Source organism: Candidatus Clostridium helianthi, from assembly GCF_045310795.1.
Taxonomy (GTDB): Bacteria; Bacillota; Clostridia; order Clostridiales; family Clostridiaceae; genus Clostridium; species Clostridium helianthi.
In genome coordinates, this window is record NZ_JBJIAB010000001.1 from 324,766 (window position 1) to 344,255 (window position 19,490).

Sequence of the window (19,490 nt, forward strand, 5' to 3'; positions counted from 1 at the left end):
AAAGGTTATTCTTTGTGTAAGAATACCATTTCTTTGAGGTTGTGTCAATAAAAATTATTTATATAAATTTCAGCTAAATTAGTTTAAATTTTAATTAGGTTATAAAAATAACTCCTAGTTTTCTAGGAGTTATTAATTATGTCTCTAAAAGTTGTTCATTATGTTATCCCACATCATTTTTCCACATTTAGCAAGAGTAACTGTTCCATAAACGCTATTAGGAATTCCCATTGAAAGAACAGTAAATGTAAAAGATCCTTTTGGTGAGTGGATCAAAGCTGTATCGTTTTCAACGCTAGCCTTATCACCTGTCTTACTTGATATTTCATATTTTAAATCATCAGGTATATAAAGTGCTAATTTGTTTTTCATTTGTTGTCTTTGTAATATATCCATAAGCATTTTGCTATTTTTCTCATCTAAAAAGCTTGAATTATACAAGTGTTTCCATATCTTTGATAAATCTAAAGCACTTGTTATATTTTCAATTCCATTACTTACAGCTCTTTCATCTGAAGTTTTTCTATTTAATTTAGTATTTTTCAATCCTTGTGCTTCTATATCGTCATTTATCTTATCCATACCAACTATATCTATGAGCTTATTTGCTGCAGTATTATCACTTTGTATAAGCATTGCAACTAACAATTCAAATATAGTATATTCTCTATTATCAAATTCATGGAGTATTCCTGTTCCATAAACTTTATCTTCTTCTTCAATTTTTATTTTATCTAAAAATGTACTGTTTCCTTCCTGAACATGCTTTATTATAGATACTGCTATCGGCAATTTCATGCACCCTGCACTTGTCATTTGAACATTTTCATTGTATCCATAACTAAAACCACTTTCTAAATCCTCAAAGAAAAATGAATATGTTCCTATTCTAGACTCTAAATATCTTTTTATTTCTTTCATAATACCCACCGCTTTCTAAAAATACTACTAAATGTCATTAGGTATCTCATGAGTACTAAATTACTAGTATAATTTAGTACTCATATTAAGTTAACTAATCGGCAAATGATATCCCTATTCTCTTAGCCACAGCTACTAATTCTCCATCTTGATCTACTTTTTTGTTATTACCAATGACATTTTCTAAACTATCATAAGTAATTTCATTACCTTTTAAGCATACCATGCTTCCGAACTTACCTTTATTAATAAGCTCTACTGCTTCAACACCATATCTTGTTGATAATATTCTATCATATGTTGATGTAGTTCCACCTCTTTGAATATGACCAAGAACTGTACATCTAACTTCTCTATCTTTAACTAACTTTTCCAAATCTTCAGCTATCTTATTTCCAATACCACCAAGTCTAATTGGATCTGGGCTATCTTCAACTATCTTAGATACTATAACATCGCCGTTCTTAGGTTTTGCACCCTCTGCTACAACAATTATAGTGAATAACTTTCCATGTTTTTTTCTATCTTCAATTTTTTCTACAACTTTATTTATATCATATGGAATTTCAGGTAGTAGTATAACATCTGCTGAACCAGCTATTCCTGATTCCAATGCTATAAAACCTGCATTCCTTCCCATAACTTCTAAAATCATAATTCTATGATGAGATTCTGCAGTTGTATGCAGTCTATCTAATGCTTCTGTTGCTATACCTATAGCTGTATTAAAGCCAAACGTTACATCAGTTGACCCTAAATCATTATCTATGGTCTTTGGAACACCAATAACATTTACTCCCTTTCTCGAAAAATCTCTAGCTGATGTTAATGTTCCATCTCCACCAATTACAACTAAAACGTCTACACCCTCTTTTTTCAAATTCTCAACTGCTACATCTGATACATCTTTTTTTACTATTTGACCATTTTCTTCTACTGAGTAATCAAACAAATTATCTTTATTTGAACTATAAAGAATTGTTCCTCCTCTTGATATAAGGCCTGATACAGCTCCTAAATCTAATGAAATAAAATCATTGTTATATAATCCTCTGTAACCGAATTTATATCCAATAACTTCATATCCATAATTTAAAATTGCTGATTTCGTTACTGCACTTATTACTGCATTTAAGCCTGGGCAATCTCCTCCTCCAGTTAATAGAGCTATCTTTTTAATATCTTTGGACATCTTCTAATCCCCCTATACCATAATCTTCATTGGAAATTATTGTTCCGATTAAATTATCATTATTTTCTGACTATTTACTTAATAATATCACAAACTTTAATTTATGAAAAGTATTAATTTACAATATATTCATTCTTTAAATAAGAATTGAAATTTTTAATTTTAATATTTAGTCGTTTCTCTTAAATATTCATTATTATTCCTAGGAATTTTGATCCAAGCTTACTCTAAAGAAAGACTATTTTGAATTTTACCTACATTAATTACTATACCCAAACTTACATTAAGTATTATATTTTATAAATTAATATTTAGAAGTGTTATTTCTATTTTTATTAATAAATTCCGTAGATTATTAACTATTAGCTTATAATTAACTTCTTATAATAATTAATCTTAAGTGTTATCGTTATTTACGTTTCTTTCTAGCATATATGCTTAATTGCGTTTCTACATTTTAATCCCAATTAAACTCTTAACGTATTTAAATGATAAATATAAATTTACTATTTAAATACACTTATTTGTTTTATCAGTTAAATTTAATTCTTTTTTATAAAAAAAGTTGAATTAGCGTGCAGCTAATCCAACTCTTTCTTTTTATAATGTGAAATTTAAAAAACCAAAGAACATAAGTATTCCAAATACTATACCTGCACCTATTCTATACACTGCAAATACACGCATTGGTCTTTTCTTCAAATAAGAAACAAATTTATCCATAACAATGACCGACACTACAAATGCCACAATAAAACCTACTACTAATGAAATCCATGAAGTCATATTCATTCCTGAATAATCAAATTCCATAAGATCTTTTGCAGATGCTCCTATCATAGCTGGAATAGCTAAAAAGAATGAAAATTCAGCAGCTATTGGTGTTGAAAGGCCTGCAATCCATCCTCCCATAATAGTCGATGCACTCCTTGACATTCCTGGCCATACTGAAAGTACTTGTAATACTCCTACCTTTAGAGCTTGCATTGGAGTTATACTATCTAAACTCTTTGTTGCATGCTTGTTACTTTTTCTAAACATGTTTTCAATTATTATTAATAGAATACCTCCAACTATAAATCCTATAACAACAGCTTCAGGATTAAATAAACTTTTTATCTTTTTATAAAATAATAATCCTATTATCAACATTGGTATGCATCCTATTATTACATTTATACCAAAGTTAAAGCCTGTTTTACCTTCTTTTCCTCTTGTAAATATATATCTGAAAAATTCAATTACGCTGTCTTTTATCTTCTTCCAATATAAAACAACAACAGCTAATATTGCCCCTAACTGAATTACAACCTCATACATTTTAACAAAGTCACCTTTAAAATTAATGATGCTTGAAGCCAGTATCATATGTCCAGTTGATGACACTGGAATAAATTCTGTTAATCCTTCAACTATTGCTATTATTATAGCTTTGATTATAAATAAAATATCCAATCCCACTTAATTTTCACTCTCTTTCTTTTTTGTTTAGTTATTTACTTTTTTAACCATATTAATATATTTTAAACCTATTAGGCTTTATTTCATATTAAAAATTTATTAATTTTTTTATAAATCCACTATAGTTCTCTTCACTCTCACCTAAATTTACTTTGCTCCCTATCTCTAAGATAAATAATGCCTTGTCCAATTTTAATGCTTATAAAATCCTAAACACAATTTATTATTTCAATATATAAATATAATGACTATTTTTTAATCAAATTCTTATTTTACAAGTTACTCAAACAATTAAGGAGCAACTTAATAGTTCCCCCTTAATCTTTATTATAATTATTTCTCTATTACACTCATTATGCTTTTTTCTTCATTTTTTATGTTTGGTACGTAGCTCTTTAGTACTGTAAAATTACCAACTAATTCGTAATCTCCAAGAGCTGCTGGAATGAAGATACTATCTCCCATAAGTATTTTTTCTTCTCCACCACTATATTTAATTACACCATTTCCTTCAACACATGTAAATAAATAAAATCTTTCCTCATCGCTCTTTTCTTTTACAGATGTAGTAATTTTATATTTTTGTATTGTAAAATATTCGTCTAAACAAAGATATGATTTATCATACCCATCTCTCTCAATTAGAATTCCTTTTGAATTCTCCCCTTTAAGAGAAAAATCTATTACATCTAATGCCTTTTCTACATGAATTTCACGGCCTCTATTATAGTCGTAAACTCTATATGTGGTGTCACTATTTTGTTGAATTTCAGCAATTAATACCCCTTCACATATAGCATGAACTAATCCACTTTGCACAAAGAAAAAGTCGCCTTTTTTAACCGGAATCTTATTTAAATACTTATCTAATTCCCCTTCTTCTATTGCTTTTTTAAATTTTTCCTTATCGCAATCTTTTGTTCCCACTATTAATGAAGCATTTTCTTCTGCATCAACTACATACCAAGCTTCTGTCTTTCCAGAATCTTTTTCAACCTTATTTGCATACTCATCATCAGGATGGACTTGGACTGAAAGTTTATCTTCTGCTGTTATTAGTTTAATTAAAAGTGGAAATTCTTTAGTACTTATTTCAGTACCTAAAAGTTTTTCTCCATATAGATTTATTATTTCATCAAATGTTTTACCTTTTAATTCTCCATTTTCTACTTTACCAGTCCCATTTTTATGACAAGCTATATCCCAACTTTCTCCTATTACACCTTCTGGAACATTATTTCTAAATTTCTCTAGGTGTTTTCCACCCCATATTCTCTCGTAATATAGGTTTTCAAACTTAATTGGATACATACTACTCTCCCCCTATCAAATGACTATTTTATACTTGTTTCCAAGTTTATATTATATAAATAATTATCTTAATAAAATAATTTTAAATCTGGTATTTTTAATGTTGCCCCGTTTCTTTTATTATATGCATCAGATAAATTCCTTACTCTATTATAATTTTCGCTTATTGTATCTTTATCCTCTTCGCTTGTTTTATCATTTATGCCATCATATGCTGCCTTAAAATTAACTAGCCCTCTGCTTAAATCTCCTTCTATAGCTACATAATAACATCCAGCATTATTTAGTGTTAGTATATCATTTTTATCAATAGCATATGCCGCTCTTATTTGCTTAAGAGCATCCTCACCTTTTTCTTTATTTAAATACACAGTTCCTAGCGCCCTATGATATTTAATTTCTTTTGAATTTATTGCTATACTCTTTTTCAATAAATCTATAGCTTCGTCTTGTCTTTGATTTGCCACTTTAATTAATGCCATATTATAATATACTTCTGCATCATTAGGATTCATTTTAGATGCTAAGGTATAATAATATAATGCTCTAGAACTATCCTTAACTGTATTTCCATAATACTCTGCCAATTTAATTAATATATTATAATTAAAAGGTTCCTTATATAAAGCAGTTCTAAAATACGGCTCTGCATTTTCACTCTTATCTTGTTTCTCCATTATCTCTGGCATCAAGAATCCATAGTTATCTGCATAGTCTTTGTTTAGAGATATACTCTTTTCGCAATTATTAAGTGCATTATCATAATTTTCATCACTATAATCTTCCAATGACATTGCGTGATATCCTATGAATGAGTTTGGATCATTCTTTATCATTTCATTTATAACATCTCTTGCTTTTTCTGATTCACCTAAATTCTGATATGTGTTAGATTTAATAAGTGCTAAATTTATACTTCCAACATCTTTACCTTCTAACTCACTAATTAAATTATTAGCTTTTTCAGCCGATTCCTTATCCTTAGAGTAAATCTCTGCTTGCCACATCTTATACGCAAGTTCACCTGAATCTTTTTTCTCAAGTGCTGAAATCTTATTTAAAATGTCATTCTTATTATATTCCGCAATTTGTGTTATTACATCAAAAACCTTCACTTCATTTTTATCTTTATGCCATGCATCTTTTAATAATAAAAGTCCTTGATCTAAATTATTCATCATCATATTCATTCTAGCTAAATCTGCCAAATCAGATGCATTTTCATCATCTTTTGGATAATTATCAATTATTTCTTTCATTTTATCTTTCTTGTCATTTGCCATATAAATAGTAAACATTGTTTTTAACAAATTCTTATCTGTTGGATAATCCATCAAAAACAATTCACCATATTGCAAAGCCTTATCATAATCTCCGTTCATAAAAGACGTAAACACTATATAATTTGTAAGTTCTCTATCTTTAGACTCAAAATTATCTATATTTTTTTGCTTTTTACCATCAACTATCTTATTTCTAGCTAAATAAACTTTTGTAAGAAGCTCATTCGAATCTGCAAAATCTCCTTTTACAGAATAAATTTCTGCAATCTTTAAATTCCATATTGGCCATTCATCTTTTTCTTGATACTTATTATATTCTTCAATCGCAGCATCATACTTATCATTATAAAAATTCTCTTCAGCACTGTTAGCTGCAATAGTAAGCTTATCTTTTGATGACTCAATTCTAGATTTAGAGATTACATTGGTTATCATAACTGCACTTAGGCAAATTACTATAATTACAGGTGGAGTAAAATATCTGTCTTTCTTGAGGTCGCTTATGTATCTAAAATACTTACTTTTTTTCAAATCATTTATGTACGTAAAATATTTGCTATTTTTAAAATCGTTTATATACTCTATAACTGATTTCTTCACGAATAAATCACACCTTACTTTTATAATCAATTCATACTTGTCCTCTATTTTAACAAACTTTGATATAAAAATCTACTTTTTGACTAACATTCATTAAATTGTAACTATATATTCATAAATATATTAAAACTTTTACATTTTAAATCAATAAACTACTAGATTAAAGTTTTTAATACAATATCGAATTAAATTTTCTGCCTTTAAATATTCCTATATCATTAATATTTTGTACTCTCCTTATTGCTAAAAAAGAGCAAGATTTTAATCCTGCTCTTTTTTACGCTTTAAATGCTATTTTTTAGATAATTATACATTAAATCTAAAGTTAACAACATCTCCGTCTTGCATTATATAGTCTTTTCCTTCTAGTCTAAACTTACCTTTTTCCTTAGCTGCAGCTTCTGAACCACATTCAACTAGATCATTATAAGAAACCACTTCTGCTCTTATAAATCCTCTTTCGATATCAGAGTGAATCTTACCTGCCGCTGCTGGTGCTTTAGTTCCTCTTTTGATTGTCCAAGCTCTTACTTCTTGTACTCCGGCTGTTAAGAAACTCATAAGGCCAAGTAATTTGTAGCTAGCTTCAATTAATTTATCTAATCCTGATTCATCTAAACCATATTCACCTAACATTTCAGCTTTTTCTTCATCATCAAGACCTGATAATTCTTCTTCAATTTTAGCACTTACAACCATAACTTCTGAATTTTCACTAGCTGCATATTCCTTAACTCTTTTAACATAATCATTATCAAAATTATCTTCCATAACATCATCCTCAGAGATGTTACAAGCATATAGAACTGGCTTTGAAGTAATTAAAAATAAACTCTTTATAAATGCCTCTTCTTCATCAGTAACTTCTAAAGTTCTAACTGGTTTGTTTGCTTCTAAATGTTCTTTAATTCTTTCCATTACTCCATATTCAAATTTAGCAGTCTTATCACCAGATCTTGCAAGCTTTATAGATTTTTCCATTCTTCTCTCTAAAGCTTCTAAGTCTGAAAAAATTAATTCTAAATTTATAGTTTCTATATCTCTTATAGGATCAACAGAACCTTCAACATGAACAACATTTCCATCATCAAAACATCTTACAACATGAACAATTGCTGCAACTTCTCTGATATGAGATAAAAACTTATTTCCTAAACCTTCACCCTTTGAAGCCCCTTTAACTAATCCTGCTATATCATAAAATTCTATTGCTGTATATACCTTTTTCTTTGTATTATACATTTTTTCTAAAACGTCTAATCTTTTATCTGGAACACTTACTACACCAACATTCGGCTCAATTGTACAGAATGGATAATTAGCTGATTCAGCCCCAGCCTTTGTTATTGCATTAAACAACGTACTTTTACCTACATTTGGTAAACCTACCATACCTAATTTCATCTATGTACATTCCTTTCTCACTTTTAACTTCTAACTTTTAATATACCTTTAAAAATTATACTCTAGAACCTTTTTTATTTCAACTTTATATTATTACAAAAGGCATATTCAGGCATCTGTAATAATCAATTACCATAGAAAAATTATATGCAAAGATACTGCACTTAATAGTAATGTAAAAAAACTAATTATATCTATATTATAAATATTTAATTTCCCATAAACTTACGTTTAAATAATTATATGATTTACCTGATAAGCGACATATATGCAAGTATTCCTTTTGAACTAAAATTATATATAATTTACCACGGTTATTCCTACCCAATGTTCAAATACTATACTTGGTTAATCATTTATTCAATATCTTCAATTGAATTTTATCTTATGTCTAGCTACTGTAATATAACACTTCTTTAAGTGGGAGATAACAATGGCACGATTCTAGATAAATTCAACTAAGATTCAGTTGTTGATCAAACTCCACCTGAATCAGTTTCACTTTATATTTTTCTTGAATAAATCTGAATTAAATATATAAATTTTTAAGATTGAAGGTGAGAAAATGAATAAGTCTATAAAATCTTTAATTGCTCTTTCTTTAGCAATGAATTTAATTACTCTTGTTCCTACAAAGCCTGCAATTGCTGCAAGTGATAATGAGATCGATTCAAATGAATGTTTTCAAGAAGATGGCGTGTTTGGAGATATTTTAGATGTTGATAACATAAGAGATATTTTTTCTTCTTTTAGTGATGAAGATGAACTTAACTGGTATTACGTTGGTAAAGGAAAAGATCAAATTGCGGAAGGCCCAAAGGAATCCGTTAGCTTCTTAAAAGAAAATTCTGCTTATTACCTAGGTGATACTTCAAAAAAAGTTCTATATCTTACTTTTGATGAAGGATATGAAAATGGTAACACTGGAAAGATTTTAGATATATTAAAAGAATACAAAGTCCCTGCTGCCTTTTTTGTTGTCAAACCATACATAGACACTCAACCAGAACTAATTAAACGTATGGTTGATGAAGGACATGTAGTTGGAAATCACACAGTTCATCATCCTTCTATGGCTCAAATACGTGATAAAGAAAAATTTGAGGCAGAATTTACTGGAGTAGAAAATGCTTTTAAAGAACTTACTGGTCAGGATATGCCTAAGTTTTTTAGACCACCAATGGGTAAGTATTCAAAAAAATCATTAGCAATGACAAAGGATTTAGGCTATAAGACTATATTCTGGAGTTTTGCCTATAAAGATTGGTTAGTAAATAATCAACCTTCAGAAAGTTATGCTGTGGAGAAAATATGCAAAGGTGCCCATCCAGGTTCCATAATGCTTCTACATGCTGTTTCAAACACAAATACAAAAGTATTGTCATCAGTTATTAAAACACTTCAGCAGGAAGGTTATGAATTTAAATCACTTAATGATCTACCTACAGAATAGTAAATTCAGCTATAGAATATATTAAAAATTCCATCCAATGGTTGAATTCACTTAAACACTTTTAAAACAAGAATAACTATAGATATTCTATAAAAGTTATATCATTTTAGTATGTTTTGAATAAATCTTAGTTACATGCTAAAATGTTTTAACTTTTATTTTTTAATCTATAGTCATTTATTCATTGTTATTGCAAGTCAAGAAACTTCTCTGAACAATCTCCTAACCAGCTATTTTATATAATTATTATTTCATAAATTTACTTACATCTTCGCTTACTTTAACAGAAGAATTTTTTGATACAATAATATTCTTTATTACGCTAAAATCCTCTGCGCTATACGACATAGGATTAATTAAGTATGTGTCCTCTGCAGAATTTTTATTCTTCTTCTTATCATTTTTATAAAAGCTAATTATAAAAAAATCTTTCCTTTTATTTTTAGGCTCATTTCCTTTTCCTATAAAAATAGATTTTACATTACTATACTTAATCGATTTTATCAAATCATTATTCCTATAAAACTCTATTGCATCCTCTTTAATTAATATGTCCTGACTATATTCCACAAAAACAGAAAGTGCAGTAACTATTCCTGCAAAAAAAAGCACCCACATAGGAGCACTTTTTAATCCTCCTTGTAACGCTCCAAATATTATTCCTATAATTATCTCTATTATTGCAACCCCTATCATTACACCATTTTTTTTCTTTAAAACAATAGGAAATTTTTCTTTTTCCAATGCTAATTCCTCCTTAAAATTACTATAATATATAGACACACTAAGTGAGATCTGAACTTATTCATATAGATTATAATTGGTTTATGTATCTGTATTTGAAAATAAATAACAATATATACTCACTTAAAAATTATGCATATTTTTTATGTTAAAAGTACATATCTTATGTTAATAAATATTATACAGTATATATGCAATCTTTTTCAATACTTGTTAATATTATTCCTTAGTCCTTTATTAATCCCTAAATCACCAAAAAATTAAACGTATCAAAACCTCATATGAGCACAAAATATAAAAAAAGGAGGTGTATTATATGCCACGTAAAGATGGACCACACAAACCAGGATCAAGCAATCCAATGCAAAAAGGTGTAAGAAGGAGAAGACTTCATGCTAACCAAGATAATGTTGGCGATCCAAAAAATAGACCTGAATACGAAAATTTTGATGGAGAACCAATAGAATAAAAGAACATAAGAGATACTTACTTTAATTGAACCCTTGGTAAGTATCTCTTTTTATAATTAATGATTTTTGCATTGCTACATTTTTGGATAAATTATTTTATTTACTGTTTCTGTAATCAATTCTTTTTCTTTAGCTGATTTTTCTATAATACTATCCAATTCACTATCAAGTCTCTCAAAAAATTCTTCATTTCTGAGCCCATTCAAATTTACTTTAACATTTATTATGGAACTTTCTATAGAGCAATGTAGTAAAATTGCTGAAATTGCCAAATCTGATAATAACATCTTATTTCCATACTGTGCCATGATGTTAAGATTCTTATAAAATTCTAAGCTTTCTCTAGCTAAAATTAAAGGTGCTTCCATAGACTTTATAGTATTCTCTTTTATAGCTAATTTTCTCTCTTCTTTTTCTTCTTCAGTATCTTTAGGCAACTTATAAGAATCCATTAACTTCAAAAAGTTTTCTCTATCTTCTTCCATAAGTTCTAAGCTTCTTACAGTGAACTCTTTAGATTCCTTTTGAAATTTTGTTATACTTTCTTTTTCATCATCCTGAAGACTCATAAATGCCTTTTTGTCTACTGTCAGAGAATAAACCATAGAATTCAATGCACCAGATAATGCTGCAATAAGACCCGCTACACTTCCACCACCTGGAGCTGGCAAATCTGATTCTAATTCACCTAAAAATTGTTTTATAGTTTCGTCACAAAATTTCATATAATACTATTCCCCTATCTATAATCGTATTTTTTATATTCCTTATTGCTTATACCTAATCTATATTTTTATTATCCAGAATCGATACTAGATAACCTAAGTATATCCAAAATATAATTGAAATAAAACTTATTGTATATACTAATACACTTTCAAATAAGTTTACTGCAAGAATACCTGCTATAATCGAAGTTATTATTGTCATCTGGTTTTTCTCTCTTCTGATTAACTTATCTAGATGTTGTATTATAAACATCAAAATCATTCCTATGAACAGAAGAAATAAAAGTAATGAAATAATTCCATTTACTGCGGCTATTTGCACGTAGATATTGTGCATCCCTCCAAGTTCAATTCCAGGTAAATAACTTCCTATTCTTGCGTTTCTCACCGCTTCTATAAGATTATTATTTCCCACACCAGTCAAAGGATTTTTTTCTATTACTACAGATGCCGAATTCCAAATAATATTCCTCTCTGTTGTAAAAGCCTCCAAATGACTTTTAACCATTTCAAAAAATGCTCCACAAAAAAGTATTGGTATTAAAACAAGTGCTGATCTAATATATTTATTTTTACTGTATATAAATATTGATAGATATATTACAGCTATTATTACCAAATATGCACTTCTTCCATGTGAACCAATCATAGTTACCGCTTGTAATATTATATTTCCTATCCACAACATCTTAAGCTTGTGACCTCTCGATATATAATTAAGGTATACACACATAACTATAGCTAGTGAAGATGCTATCGAAAGAGCATTTTCATTCTCAAAGACTCCCTTTGTACCTCCAAATACCACTTGTCCGATTTCTATATTTATTCCCGAATATCTCATTGCTAGCGATATAATAGAAGCAACTAGCATAAATATTACATAAAAATAAGTAATTATGTTCATCTCTTTAATAAGTTTCTTTTTGGATTTAAATACATCAACTGTGAATATTACTACAAATATAATTAAATTAACTATCCAAACTTTAATATTATCAACACTTCTATAAATAAAAATGTTAAATATTAAAGTTAGTATCATAAATAATGCCAATGGAATATCAAATTTATAAATTTTTCTTCTTTTATATCCTTCGATAACCATGAATAGAATTAAAAGTATCCCCCAAGCTAGTGTTATATTACTTAGAATTTTTCTTCCTGGCACATCTTTGAGCATAGTTACAAATGTTAAGCTTACAAATAAGTACAATAACTTAAAATAAAATTTATTATCTAAAAAATCATATATATTTTTAATTGCTTCTCTCATATACTTTTTTATACACTCCTTTTAGCTTTTCAACTAATACTTTTTCTGAATAGCTAAAAATTGTTTGTTCCCTAATTTTATATTTATCATACATTTTATGATTTTCTTTTATTTTTCTTAATGCTTCGGCTAAATCCTCCACATCATTCTTTTTAGCTATTATTCCATTATCTTCTTTTATAATATCTTCTGCGCCACCGTTATCAGCTCCAATTACTGGCTTTCCACATGCAAGCGCTTCAATGTATACAACTCCAAATGTCTCATGTTCAGATGGTAATGCAAATGCATCACATTTCTTCATTTCCTTTGAAACTTCTTCCCTCGATAAAGCTCCTAGAAGTATTACCTGCTTTTCAATATTCAATTCTTTAATAAGTGATTCCAATGATGGTTTAATGGTCCCGTCTCCACCAATTCTTAAGCTTACATTTTCATTTTTGAAAGCTCTAGAAAAAGCTTTAATTAAACATTCAATTCCCTTTCCTTCTTCAAGAAAAGCACATGAAAAAAATTTAAAATCTTCATCTATATCGGCACTCTTTTTAATATTTTCATCCACAGAAAATAGATTCAAATCTACCATGTTGTGAATAACTTCAACAGGCTTATTTACATATTCTTGAATTTCTCTTTTTAATCCAGACCCAACTGCAATCAAATAATCCGAATTCTCATAAGCATTGTAAATATATTTTTTATAACTTTCTCTAGCATACTTTGCATACTTAAGAGATGAATGTTCTGTTAATACTAATGGAACATTATATTTCTTACTTATATATGAAGCTGCTATTCCCCCCCAAAAGGCTGAATGAGCATGGATAATATCAACCTTTCCTTCATTTTTAACAATTTCTTGGTACATCTTATCCATTCTTTTATTGAAACTCTTAAACATTAATGGACTTTTAGGTAAATAATTATAATCTTTATACCTATAAGTTCTAAGGTTATCTTCTATATTAAAACTTATGCCTCTCTTTTCATGAATTTTTCCAAACATAGTAATAGGCCAAATTTCATTGTATGCAACAGTAATCTTCTCTCCACTATTTGAAAGAGCTTTAAATTGTTCCTTAAAAAAACTTCCATGAACTTTGTTTCTTGGAGATGAATACCAAGATGGAATAACCATTATGTGCATTTATTCACTTCCTTCTAATATATTGTTTAGCCTTTCCACAATTGAATTCCATTCATAATTAACATCTGGTTCACAATATATCTCATTATTTTTATGAATTTCTATTAATTTATAGATATGATTTTTTATTTCTTTACTATTATTCTCAGTTACAACACATTTTCTATGATTTTCTACCACTCTTTTAATCGGATCATCTTTATCCCCATAAATAACAAATATCCTACCCTTTGCCCCAAAATAGTCATAAATCTTGGCTGGTATTTGCTTTGAATTCTTATTACCAAATAAAAGCAAAACCTCTCCATTTAACATATATTTAAGCGCCTCATCAAATGGTATCCTAGGCGATACATTGGCTATTTCTAAATTTTGAAGTTTCTTCCTAGCCTCTATATCATCTATATTTCCAAAAAATAATACATTTAACTGGTTATATATCTCTAAGTTCTCTGCTTTTATTTCTTCAAGTGCTTTTACAAAAGGTCTTATATCTCTAAGTTTAGAAAATATTTCTCCTGTATAGATTATATTAAGTTTGTCTTTCTTTATAAGCTTAGGTTTTTCTTCATGTAATAATTTATCGTATAATTTCGCATCAAAACCTCTATTTAATATAAATGTCTTACTATTATCTAAAATATTATAATCTTTTAAATATTCATCTCTATTTGCATCAGTCACAAATATAAATTTATCTGCCAGATTAACAATATCTCTTTCCATATTTTTTTCTAGCACCTTTTTTACAATAAAAGATTTTTCTCTTGTTGAATCTTTAAGCCAAGGATCACTCCAATAAGTAATCCATGGTACATTTGGATAATGTTTTTTTATATAATAAGCACATAAATGCGAAGATGGCGGCTCATGCATAGAAAATATAACATCAAATTTTTCTTTCCCCATTAGCTCTATTCCATATCTTCCCGCTTTCCTTGCCCATGAATAATACATATCTGGTATCGCTAATGCATTTTTTATTTTCCGCAACACTTTTCTTCTATTGGTATTTCCTATTTTTGAAGGCGAATTATTGTAGCTTTCACTATTTTTGGGCATAAACTTTTTAAAGATAAGTCCACCATCAATAATATGCGTTTTGATTTTATCATTCATCATAGAGCGTAATACTTCATCATAATATATTGAATCTTTAGGAAAATTAACAGTCAGAAGATGTACTTCATTATTATTAATCTCACTTAACTTATTTAGATATTGTAAAGTTTCAATAGCTGCTGAATTATTTATCAATGGTGAATAGCAGGCAATAAATAATATCTTCATATACCATCCTCCTATCTCTTTATCTTTTTTAAGATTAATTCTTTTATTTCTATTAGCTCTTCAACCTTGAATAAATAACATAAACTAAGATATATAGCTGCTCCAATACTCGCTCCAAGTAATAGGATTGTAATTGAATTAAATTTATTTTTGAAGTAAATTAATAACGTTAAAAGTACCGCTCCCATGATTATTGAATTCATTATTATTATACTTACTTTTTTTAATATCTCTGTTATGTTAAAGCTTTTTTCTAATTTAATTATATTTATAAATAAGAGTACCGATGTTACTATCATAGCTATAACTGAAGCTAATGCTATTCCCATAATACCTATATACTTAGATAAAGTTATGCTAAATATTATGTTAATCACAACACCAATTATACCATTTATTGCTGTTACTTTTGTCTTTCCACTTGAGAATAAAGTTGAATTTAATATATCTCTTACTCCTGTAAAAAATATTCCTGCTCCATATCCTAGTAATGCAAGTGTTGTAATATTTATTGCATAACCAGTAAACGCTCCTCTAGCATAAACAATTGTTATTATGTCTCTACTAAATATCATAACGCCGACAGTAATTGGAATTAATAATATAGACAAATATATGATTGATTTCTTTAAAATTTCTAAAAATCCAAGTACATCTCCTCTATTTCTCATATTAGCCATAAGAGGATATGCTACGCTAGTGACCGATGTTGTTATAATTGCATTTATAAAAACAATTAACTTCTGAGCATAATTTAAAGCTGAAACCGAACCTTCTGGAAGTTTCAAAGCAATATACTGATCAACGGCCATATTTAGTGAGTTGGCTCCAGCTCCAATAATTACTGGAAGAATTAATACCATAATTGTTTTCAGTCTCTCATCTTTAAGATTTATAAAAAGTTTATATTTATATTGGTGTGTAACTAACGATGGTACCTGAACTGCTACTCTGAAAAAATTACCTATTACATTTGAAATAGTCAATCCTAAAATATCATAATTCTTAAACAACAATAAATATAATATCATAGGCAAATTAAAAAACAATCCTAAAATGGACGGAATTACAAAATCTTCATTTACTTGTAATAATGCTGTGAAACATGCATTAACAGATAAAAATAAAATATTTACAAGGGTTATTCTCAATAACTTTACTGCAATTAGTCCTGTTTCCTCAGCCGGTCCTAATATATGAACTATTTCCTTTGAAAAAAGACTTGTTATTGCAAAAAGAAATAATGATATAATAAAAAGTATATTTATTATGTTGTTTGCAAAATCATTCATCTCTTTTTGTCCCTTTTCAGCTCGAACCTTGCTAAGCATTGGCAAAAATGCGGTTGAAATTGCAAGTCCAACTAAAGTGAATATTGTCTCTGGTATAGATACTGCAATATTATAAGCATCAGTATATATTCCAGCACCAAAATTTTTAGCAATAAGCATATCTCTGGCAAAACCTAAAAATCTACTAATCAATGATACTATCATTATAATAAATGTAGATTTAATTAAGCTACTTCTTTGTTTCATTATTTTTCCTCTTCCTTAAACAGTATCATCCTTACTCTTTTAGCTAAGTTTTCTGAAATAACTAACAATAAGAATCTAGGAATAACAAGTAATCTTCTTATTCTAAATGGCTCTTTAATAACTCTGTATAACCATTCTAATCCCAAAGATATCATCCATTTTGGTGCTCTTTTAAGTTCACCTGCAAATATATCAAAAACACCACCTACACCCATAAAAATATGAATATTTGAATCGCCAATAATCTTTTCAATAAATATCTCTTGCCTTGGTGATCCCATTGCAACAAAAACGGCCCATGGATTCCCACTTTTTACATCTTCAATTATATCATTACAATTATTTAAATCAAAAAAACCATTATGAAAACCAGAAATCTTTAGTTTAGGAAACTCATTCTTTATATTTTCAACACATTTCTTAATAGTTTCTTCTTTTGAACCTAATAAATATATAGATCTTTCTTCTAAATTTGCTTTAATTAATATCTCTCTAAAGACATCTATTCCTGCTATCTTTTCTTTAACGGGCTCTCTTAATATCTTTGAAGCAATAACAGTTCCAACGCCATCAGGTATAATAATTGAACTCCCGCTTTCAAAATTCTTTTTAAGTACAGGATTATTTAATCCATTAAAGAGAACTTCTGGATTTCCCGATATTATATTTACCTTTTCAAAATTTTCAATATAGTTCATTAAAGCAGTTTTATCCCTATTAAAAATATTAAAATCAAGTATTTTCGTAAACATATTCTCTCCTAAAACTTAGGCAATGCACAATTCTCAATGCACAATTCTCAATTCCAGAATTAAACTCTTATTTTATTCTTAATTGTGCACTGTTAGTTGTGCATTGTGCACTGTACATTGACATTTTATTTTATTGTTCTATTTAACATTTGATCTATCTCTATTACTATATCATCTTCTGGAGCTATTTTCTTTGCAAGTTCTAAATGAATTTTTGCTTGCTCTTTATCTCCTAAGTTTATATAACACATTACTATATTAGTACAAATTTCAACTTCCTTCGAAGCTTCAAATGCTTTTCTAAAATATTTTATTGCTTCCTCATATTCACCAATGCAAGCATAATTCATTCCAAGCTCATTAACCGTTTCAAGGCTTCCTGATTCTATAGTAAGACTTTTATTCAAGTAATGAATAGCTTTATTATAGTTTTCAATTCTTCTATAACCGACACCTAGATAATAGTAAACTAAAGGATTTTCTTTGAATTCTTCGCTTAGTGGTAGTAACAATTCTATTGCCTTCTTAGGTTCATCTTTTAAATATTCAACAGCTTTCTCAAAATGACTTATATTAGTAATATCACCTATCATCTTATCAATTTCATCTGTTTTTTTGCCGCCCTTATTTATATACTCATTTATTTCCACTTCTGCACCTTTATAATCACCATCATCTTTAAGTATTAACGCATTATAAAGATGTGGTTCTGGAGATTTTTCAAACTTTTCCTTAAATTCTTCAATATCTTCTAATAAAATTTCCGAAAATCCAGAATCTTTTTCTCTTATTGTTTCTCCTACCGCTAGAAGCTTAGTTAAAATTTCTTCTTCTCTTGTATACCTATAAAGTCCCTTTAGCAAAATATACGCGTCTTCTAATCTATCTTTTTTTATTCTATCTGCAATAAGACTCTTCACACATTCTTCTGCATCTGGTATATAAGATAGAATTGTTCCATAATCATCATTATATTTGACATTTTCATCTGCTCCAAAAGTAATAAACATACCCTCTACAAAATAATATATAGGTAGATTACTTAATTTAATTTCGTCATTAACATTTGATACAACATAATCCGAGCTTATAGGCAAATACAGATCATCATTCTTAAAGTTAACGTCTTCTGGTATATTAAGGCTTCTTTTGAACCCTTCTTTATTCATTTCTAAAAATAATAATTTACTTAATTTATCTTTATACATTGTCTTGTAATTACTCATTTTACACCTCTTGTTTAAATCTCGCTTTATAGATATCCAACTCTAGAACTAAATTTATATGGTAACTTACCAAAATCATAAATATTTTGATTCCGAAAAGCTATGAAAATATATTTATGATTTCTAGTGAAGATACAAACTTAAAGTTTTAGCAACTTAGTAAGTATGTTCATCTAATAAGTCAAGTTATATGTTAAAGATCTAGTAAATATGTTTATCTAATAAGTCAAATATTTAATTATCATTATCAATACTTAATCAATCTATAATTTCAAAATTGAGAATGCGCAATTATTGAGCAGATTTCCCAGGAAATTTGTAATAATACAATTCTATAAATTTCTTAAAGGCATTTATTTCTTAATTGTGCAGTATACACTAATTTTAATCAATTGTTTAAGTATTCATTAATAATAATTTGGAGACATTCACTTTTTGATTTCATAATTAAAGAAATTGCTATCACCAAAAGATGATAGCAATTTATAAGGAAACTCGACTCACATTCGTTCGCTGAGTACTCGCAGAGTAAGCGACCATCATCAAATCACAGATTTGGATGTCTGCTTAACTGATTCACACAAAATCTCAGATTTTGGTTCTCTACTTAAGGAAACTCGACTCACATTCGTTCGCTGAGTTCTCACAGAGTAAGCGATCATCATCAAATCACAGATTTGGATGTCTGCTTAAC

General features: G+C 28.3%; 16 protein-coding genes. 2 read left to right on the forward strand and 14 right to left on the reverse strand.

Translation table 11 applies throughout. The features are described from left to right. Window positions 1–144 precede the first annotated feature (144 nt). From ACJDTP_RS01475 to ychF, 6 genes are all read right to left on the reverse strand, one after another. Window positions 145–921, reverse strand: a complete 777-nt coding sequence (locus ACJDTP_RS01475) for a serine hydrolase (protein WP_077839575.1) — start codon at window positions 919–921, stop codon at window positions 145–147. Between the two features lie 94 nt (window positions 922–1,015). Continuing rightward, complete coding sequence (locus ACJDTP_RS01480) at window positions 1,016–2,113, reverse strand: 6-phosphofructokinase (protein ID WP_077839576.1); 1,098 nt, start codon at window positions 2,111–2,113, stop codon at window positions 1,016–1,018. A gap of 600 nt (window positions 2,114–2,713) precedes the next feature. Then, window positions 2,714–3,574, reverse strand: coding sequence for an undecaprenyl-diphosphate phosphatase (locus tag ACJDTP_RS01485; protein WP_406760276.1), 861 nt, complete (start codon window positions 3,572–3,574; stop codon window positions 2,714–2,716). A 333-nt stretch (window positions 3,575–3,907) separates the two neighbouring features. After that, on the reverse strand, window positions 3,908–4,885 hold the full coding sequence (locus ACJDTP_RS01490; protein WP_173711178.1) for a type I phosphomannose isomerase catalytic subunit: 978 nt from the start codon (window positions 4,883–4,885) through the stop codon (window positions 3,908–3,910). Window positions 4,886–4,953: 68 nt separating this feature from the next. Next, complete coding sequence (locus ACJDTP_RS01495; RefSeq protein WP_406760277.1) at window positions 4,954–6,768, reverse strand: tetratricopeptide repeat protein; 1,815 nt, start codon at window positions 6,766–6,768, stop codon at window positions 4,954–4,956. A gap of 306 nt (window positions 6,769–7,074) precedes the next feature. Further along, a complete protein-coding gene (gene ychF / locus ACJDTP_RS01500) occupies window positions 7,075–8,172 on the reverse strand; it encodes a redox-regulated ATPase YchF (RefSeq protein ID WP_406760278.1) in 1,098 nt (365 codons plus the stop codon). A 565-nt stretch (window positions 8,173–8,737) separates the two neighbouring features. Between ychF and pdaA the strand changes: the two genes are divergently transcribed. Continuing rightward, window positions 8,738–9,625, forward strand: a complete 888-nt coding sequence (gene pdaA, locus ACJDTP_RS01505) for a delta-lactam-biosynthetic de-N-acetylase (RefSeq protein WP_078116447.1) — start codon at window positions 8,738–8,740, stop codon at window positions 9,623–9,625. Between the two features lie 246 nt (window positions 9,626–9,871). On the opposite strand, the gene ACJDTP_RS01510 is transcribed toward pdaA, so the two are convergent. Next, complete coding sequence (locus ACJDTP_RS01510; RefSeq protein ID WP_078116448.1) at window positions 9,872–10,369, reverse strand: hypothetical protein; 498 nt, start codon at window positions 10,367–10,369, stop codon at window positions 9,872–9,874. A 316-nt stretch (window positions 10,370–10,685) separates the two neighbouring features. Here ACJDTP_RS01510 and ACJDTP_RS01515 point away from each other — a divergent pair, with 316 nt between their 5' ends. Next, window positions 10,686–10,838, forward strand: coding sequence for a clostri-philic family protein (locus ACJDTP_RS01515; protein WP_168980941.1), 153 nt, complete (start codon window positions 10,686–10,688; stop codon window positions 10,836–10,838). A gap of 75 nt (window positions 10,839–10,913) precedes the next feature. On the opposite strand, the gene ACJDTP_RS01520 is transcribed toward ACJDTP_RS01515, so the two are convergent. From ACJDTP_RS01520 to ACJDTP_RS01550, 7 genes are all read right to left on the reverse strand, one after another. Continuing rightward, a complete protein-coding gene (locus tag ACJDTP_RS01520; protein ID WP_077843666.1) occupies window positions 10,914–11,564 on the reverse strand; it encodes a cyclodeaminase/cyclohydrolase family protein in 651 nt (216 codons plus the stop codon). 55 nt (window positions 11,565–11,619) lie between these two features. Beyond that, window positions 11,620–12,843, reverse strand: a complete 1,224-nt coding sequence (locus tag ACJDTP_RS01525) for an O-antigen ligase family protein (RefSeq protein ID WP_406760279.1) — start codon at window positions 12,841–12,843, stop codon at window positions 11,620–11,622. After that, window positions 12,827–13,990, reverse strand: coding sequence for a glycosyltransferase (locus tag ACJDTP_RS01530; RefSeq protein ID WP_077843668.1), 1,164 nt, complete (start codon window positions 13,988–13,990; stop codon window positions 12,827–12,829). Before ACJDTP_RS01530 ends, ACJDTP_RS01525 begins: the two co-directional genes overlap by 17 nt. Next, window positions 13,991–15,280 (reverse strand): glycosyltransferase family protein, encoded by a 1,290-nt coding sequence (locus tag ACJDTP_RS01535; protein ID WP_077843669.1) that lies wholly within the window; start codon window positions 15,278–15,280, stop codon window positions 13,991–13,993. Between the two features lie 11 nt (window positions 15,281–15,291). Further along, complete coding sequence (gene murJ / locus ACJDTP_RS01540; RefSeq protein WP_077843670.1) at window positions 15,292–16,818, reverse strand: murein biosynthesis integral membrane protein MurJ; 1,527 nt, start codon at window positions 16,816–16,818, stop codon at window positions 15,292–15,294. Continuing rightward, complete coding sequence (locus tag ACJDTP_RS01545) at window positions 16,818–17,570, reverse strand: WecB/TagA/CpsF family glycosyltransferase (protein WP_077839588.1); 753 nt, start codon at window positions 17,568–17,570, stop codon at window positions 16,818–16,820. The genes murJ and ACJDTP_RS01545 overlap by 1 nt, the downstream gene beginning before the upstream one ends. Before the next feature lie 125 nt (window positions 17,571–17,695). Further along, window positions 17,696–18,796 carry a tetratricopeptide repeat protein gene (locus ACJDTP_RS01550; RefSeq protein ID WP_077839589.1) on the reverse strand — a complete coding sequence of 367 codons (1,101 nt, stop codon included), beginning with the start codon at window positions 18,794–18,796 and terminating at the stop codon, window positions 17,696–17,698. Between the last annotated feature and the right edge of the window lie 694 nt (window positions 18,797–19,490).

Coding starts and splice junctions, on each gene's coding strand:
- ACJDTP_RS01515 (WP_168980941.1), top strand. CDS start 10,686: ATGCCACGTAAAGATGGACCACACAAACCAGGATCAAGCAATCCAATG.
- ychF (WP_406760278.1), bottom strand. CDS start 8,172: ATGAAATTAGGTATGGTAGGTTTACCAAATGTAGGTAAAAGTACGTTG.
- ACJDTP_RS01480 (WP_077839576.1), bottom strand. CDS start 2,113: ATGTCCAAAGATATTAAAAAGATAGCTCTATTAACTGGAGGAGGAGAT.
- ACJDTP_RS01525 (WP_406760279.1), bottom strand. CDS start 12,843: ATGAGAGAAGCAATTAAAAATATATATGATTTTTTAGATAATAAATTT.
- ACJDTP_RS01550 (WP_077839589.1), bottom strand. CDS start 18,796: ATGAGTAATTACAAGACAATGTATAAAGATAAATTAAGTAAATTATTA.
- ACJDTP_RS01475 (WP_077839575.1), bottom strand. CDS start 921: ATGAAAGAAATAAAAAGATATTTAGAGTCTAGAATAGGAACATATTCA.
- ACJDTP_RS01535 (WP_077843669.1), bottom strand. CDS start 15,280: ATGAAGATATTATTTATTGCCTGCTATTCACCATTGATAAATAATTCA.
- ACJDTP_RS01530 (WP_077843668.1), bottom strand. CDS start 13,990: ATGCACATAATGGTTATTCCATCTTGGTATTCATCTCCAAGAAACAAA.
- pdaA (WP_078116447.1), top strand. CDS start 8,738: ATGAATAAGTCTATAAAATCTTTAATTGCTCTTTCTTTAGCAATGAAT.
- ACJDTP_RS01545 (WP_077839588.1), bottom strand. CDS start 17,570: ATGTTTACGAAAATACTTGATTTTAATATTTTTAATAGGGATAAAACT.
- murJ (WP_077843670.1), bottom strand. CDS start 16,818: ATGAAACAAAGAAGTAGCTTAATTAAATCTACATTTATTATAATGATA.
- ACJDTP_RS01490 (WP_173711178.1), bottom strand. CDS start 4,885: ATGTATCCAATTAAGTTTGAAAACCTATATTACGAGAGAATATGGGGT.
- ACJDTP_RS01520 (WP_077843666.1), bottom strand. CDS start 11,564: ATGAAATTTTGTGACGAAACTATAAAACAATTTTTAGGTGAATTAGAA.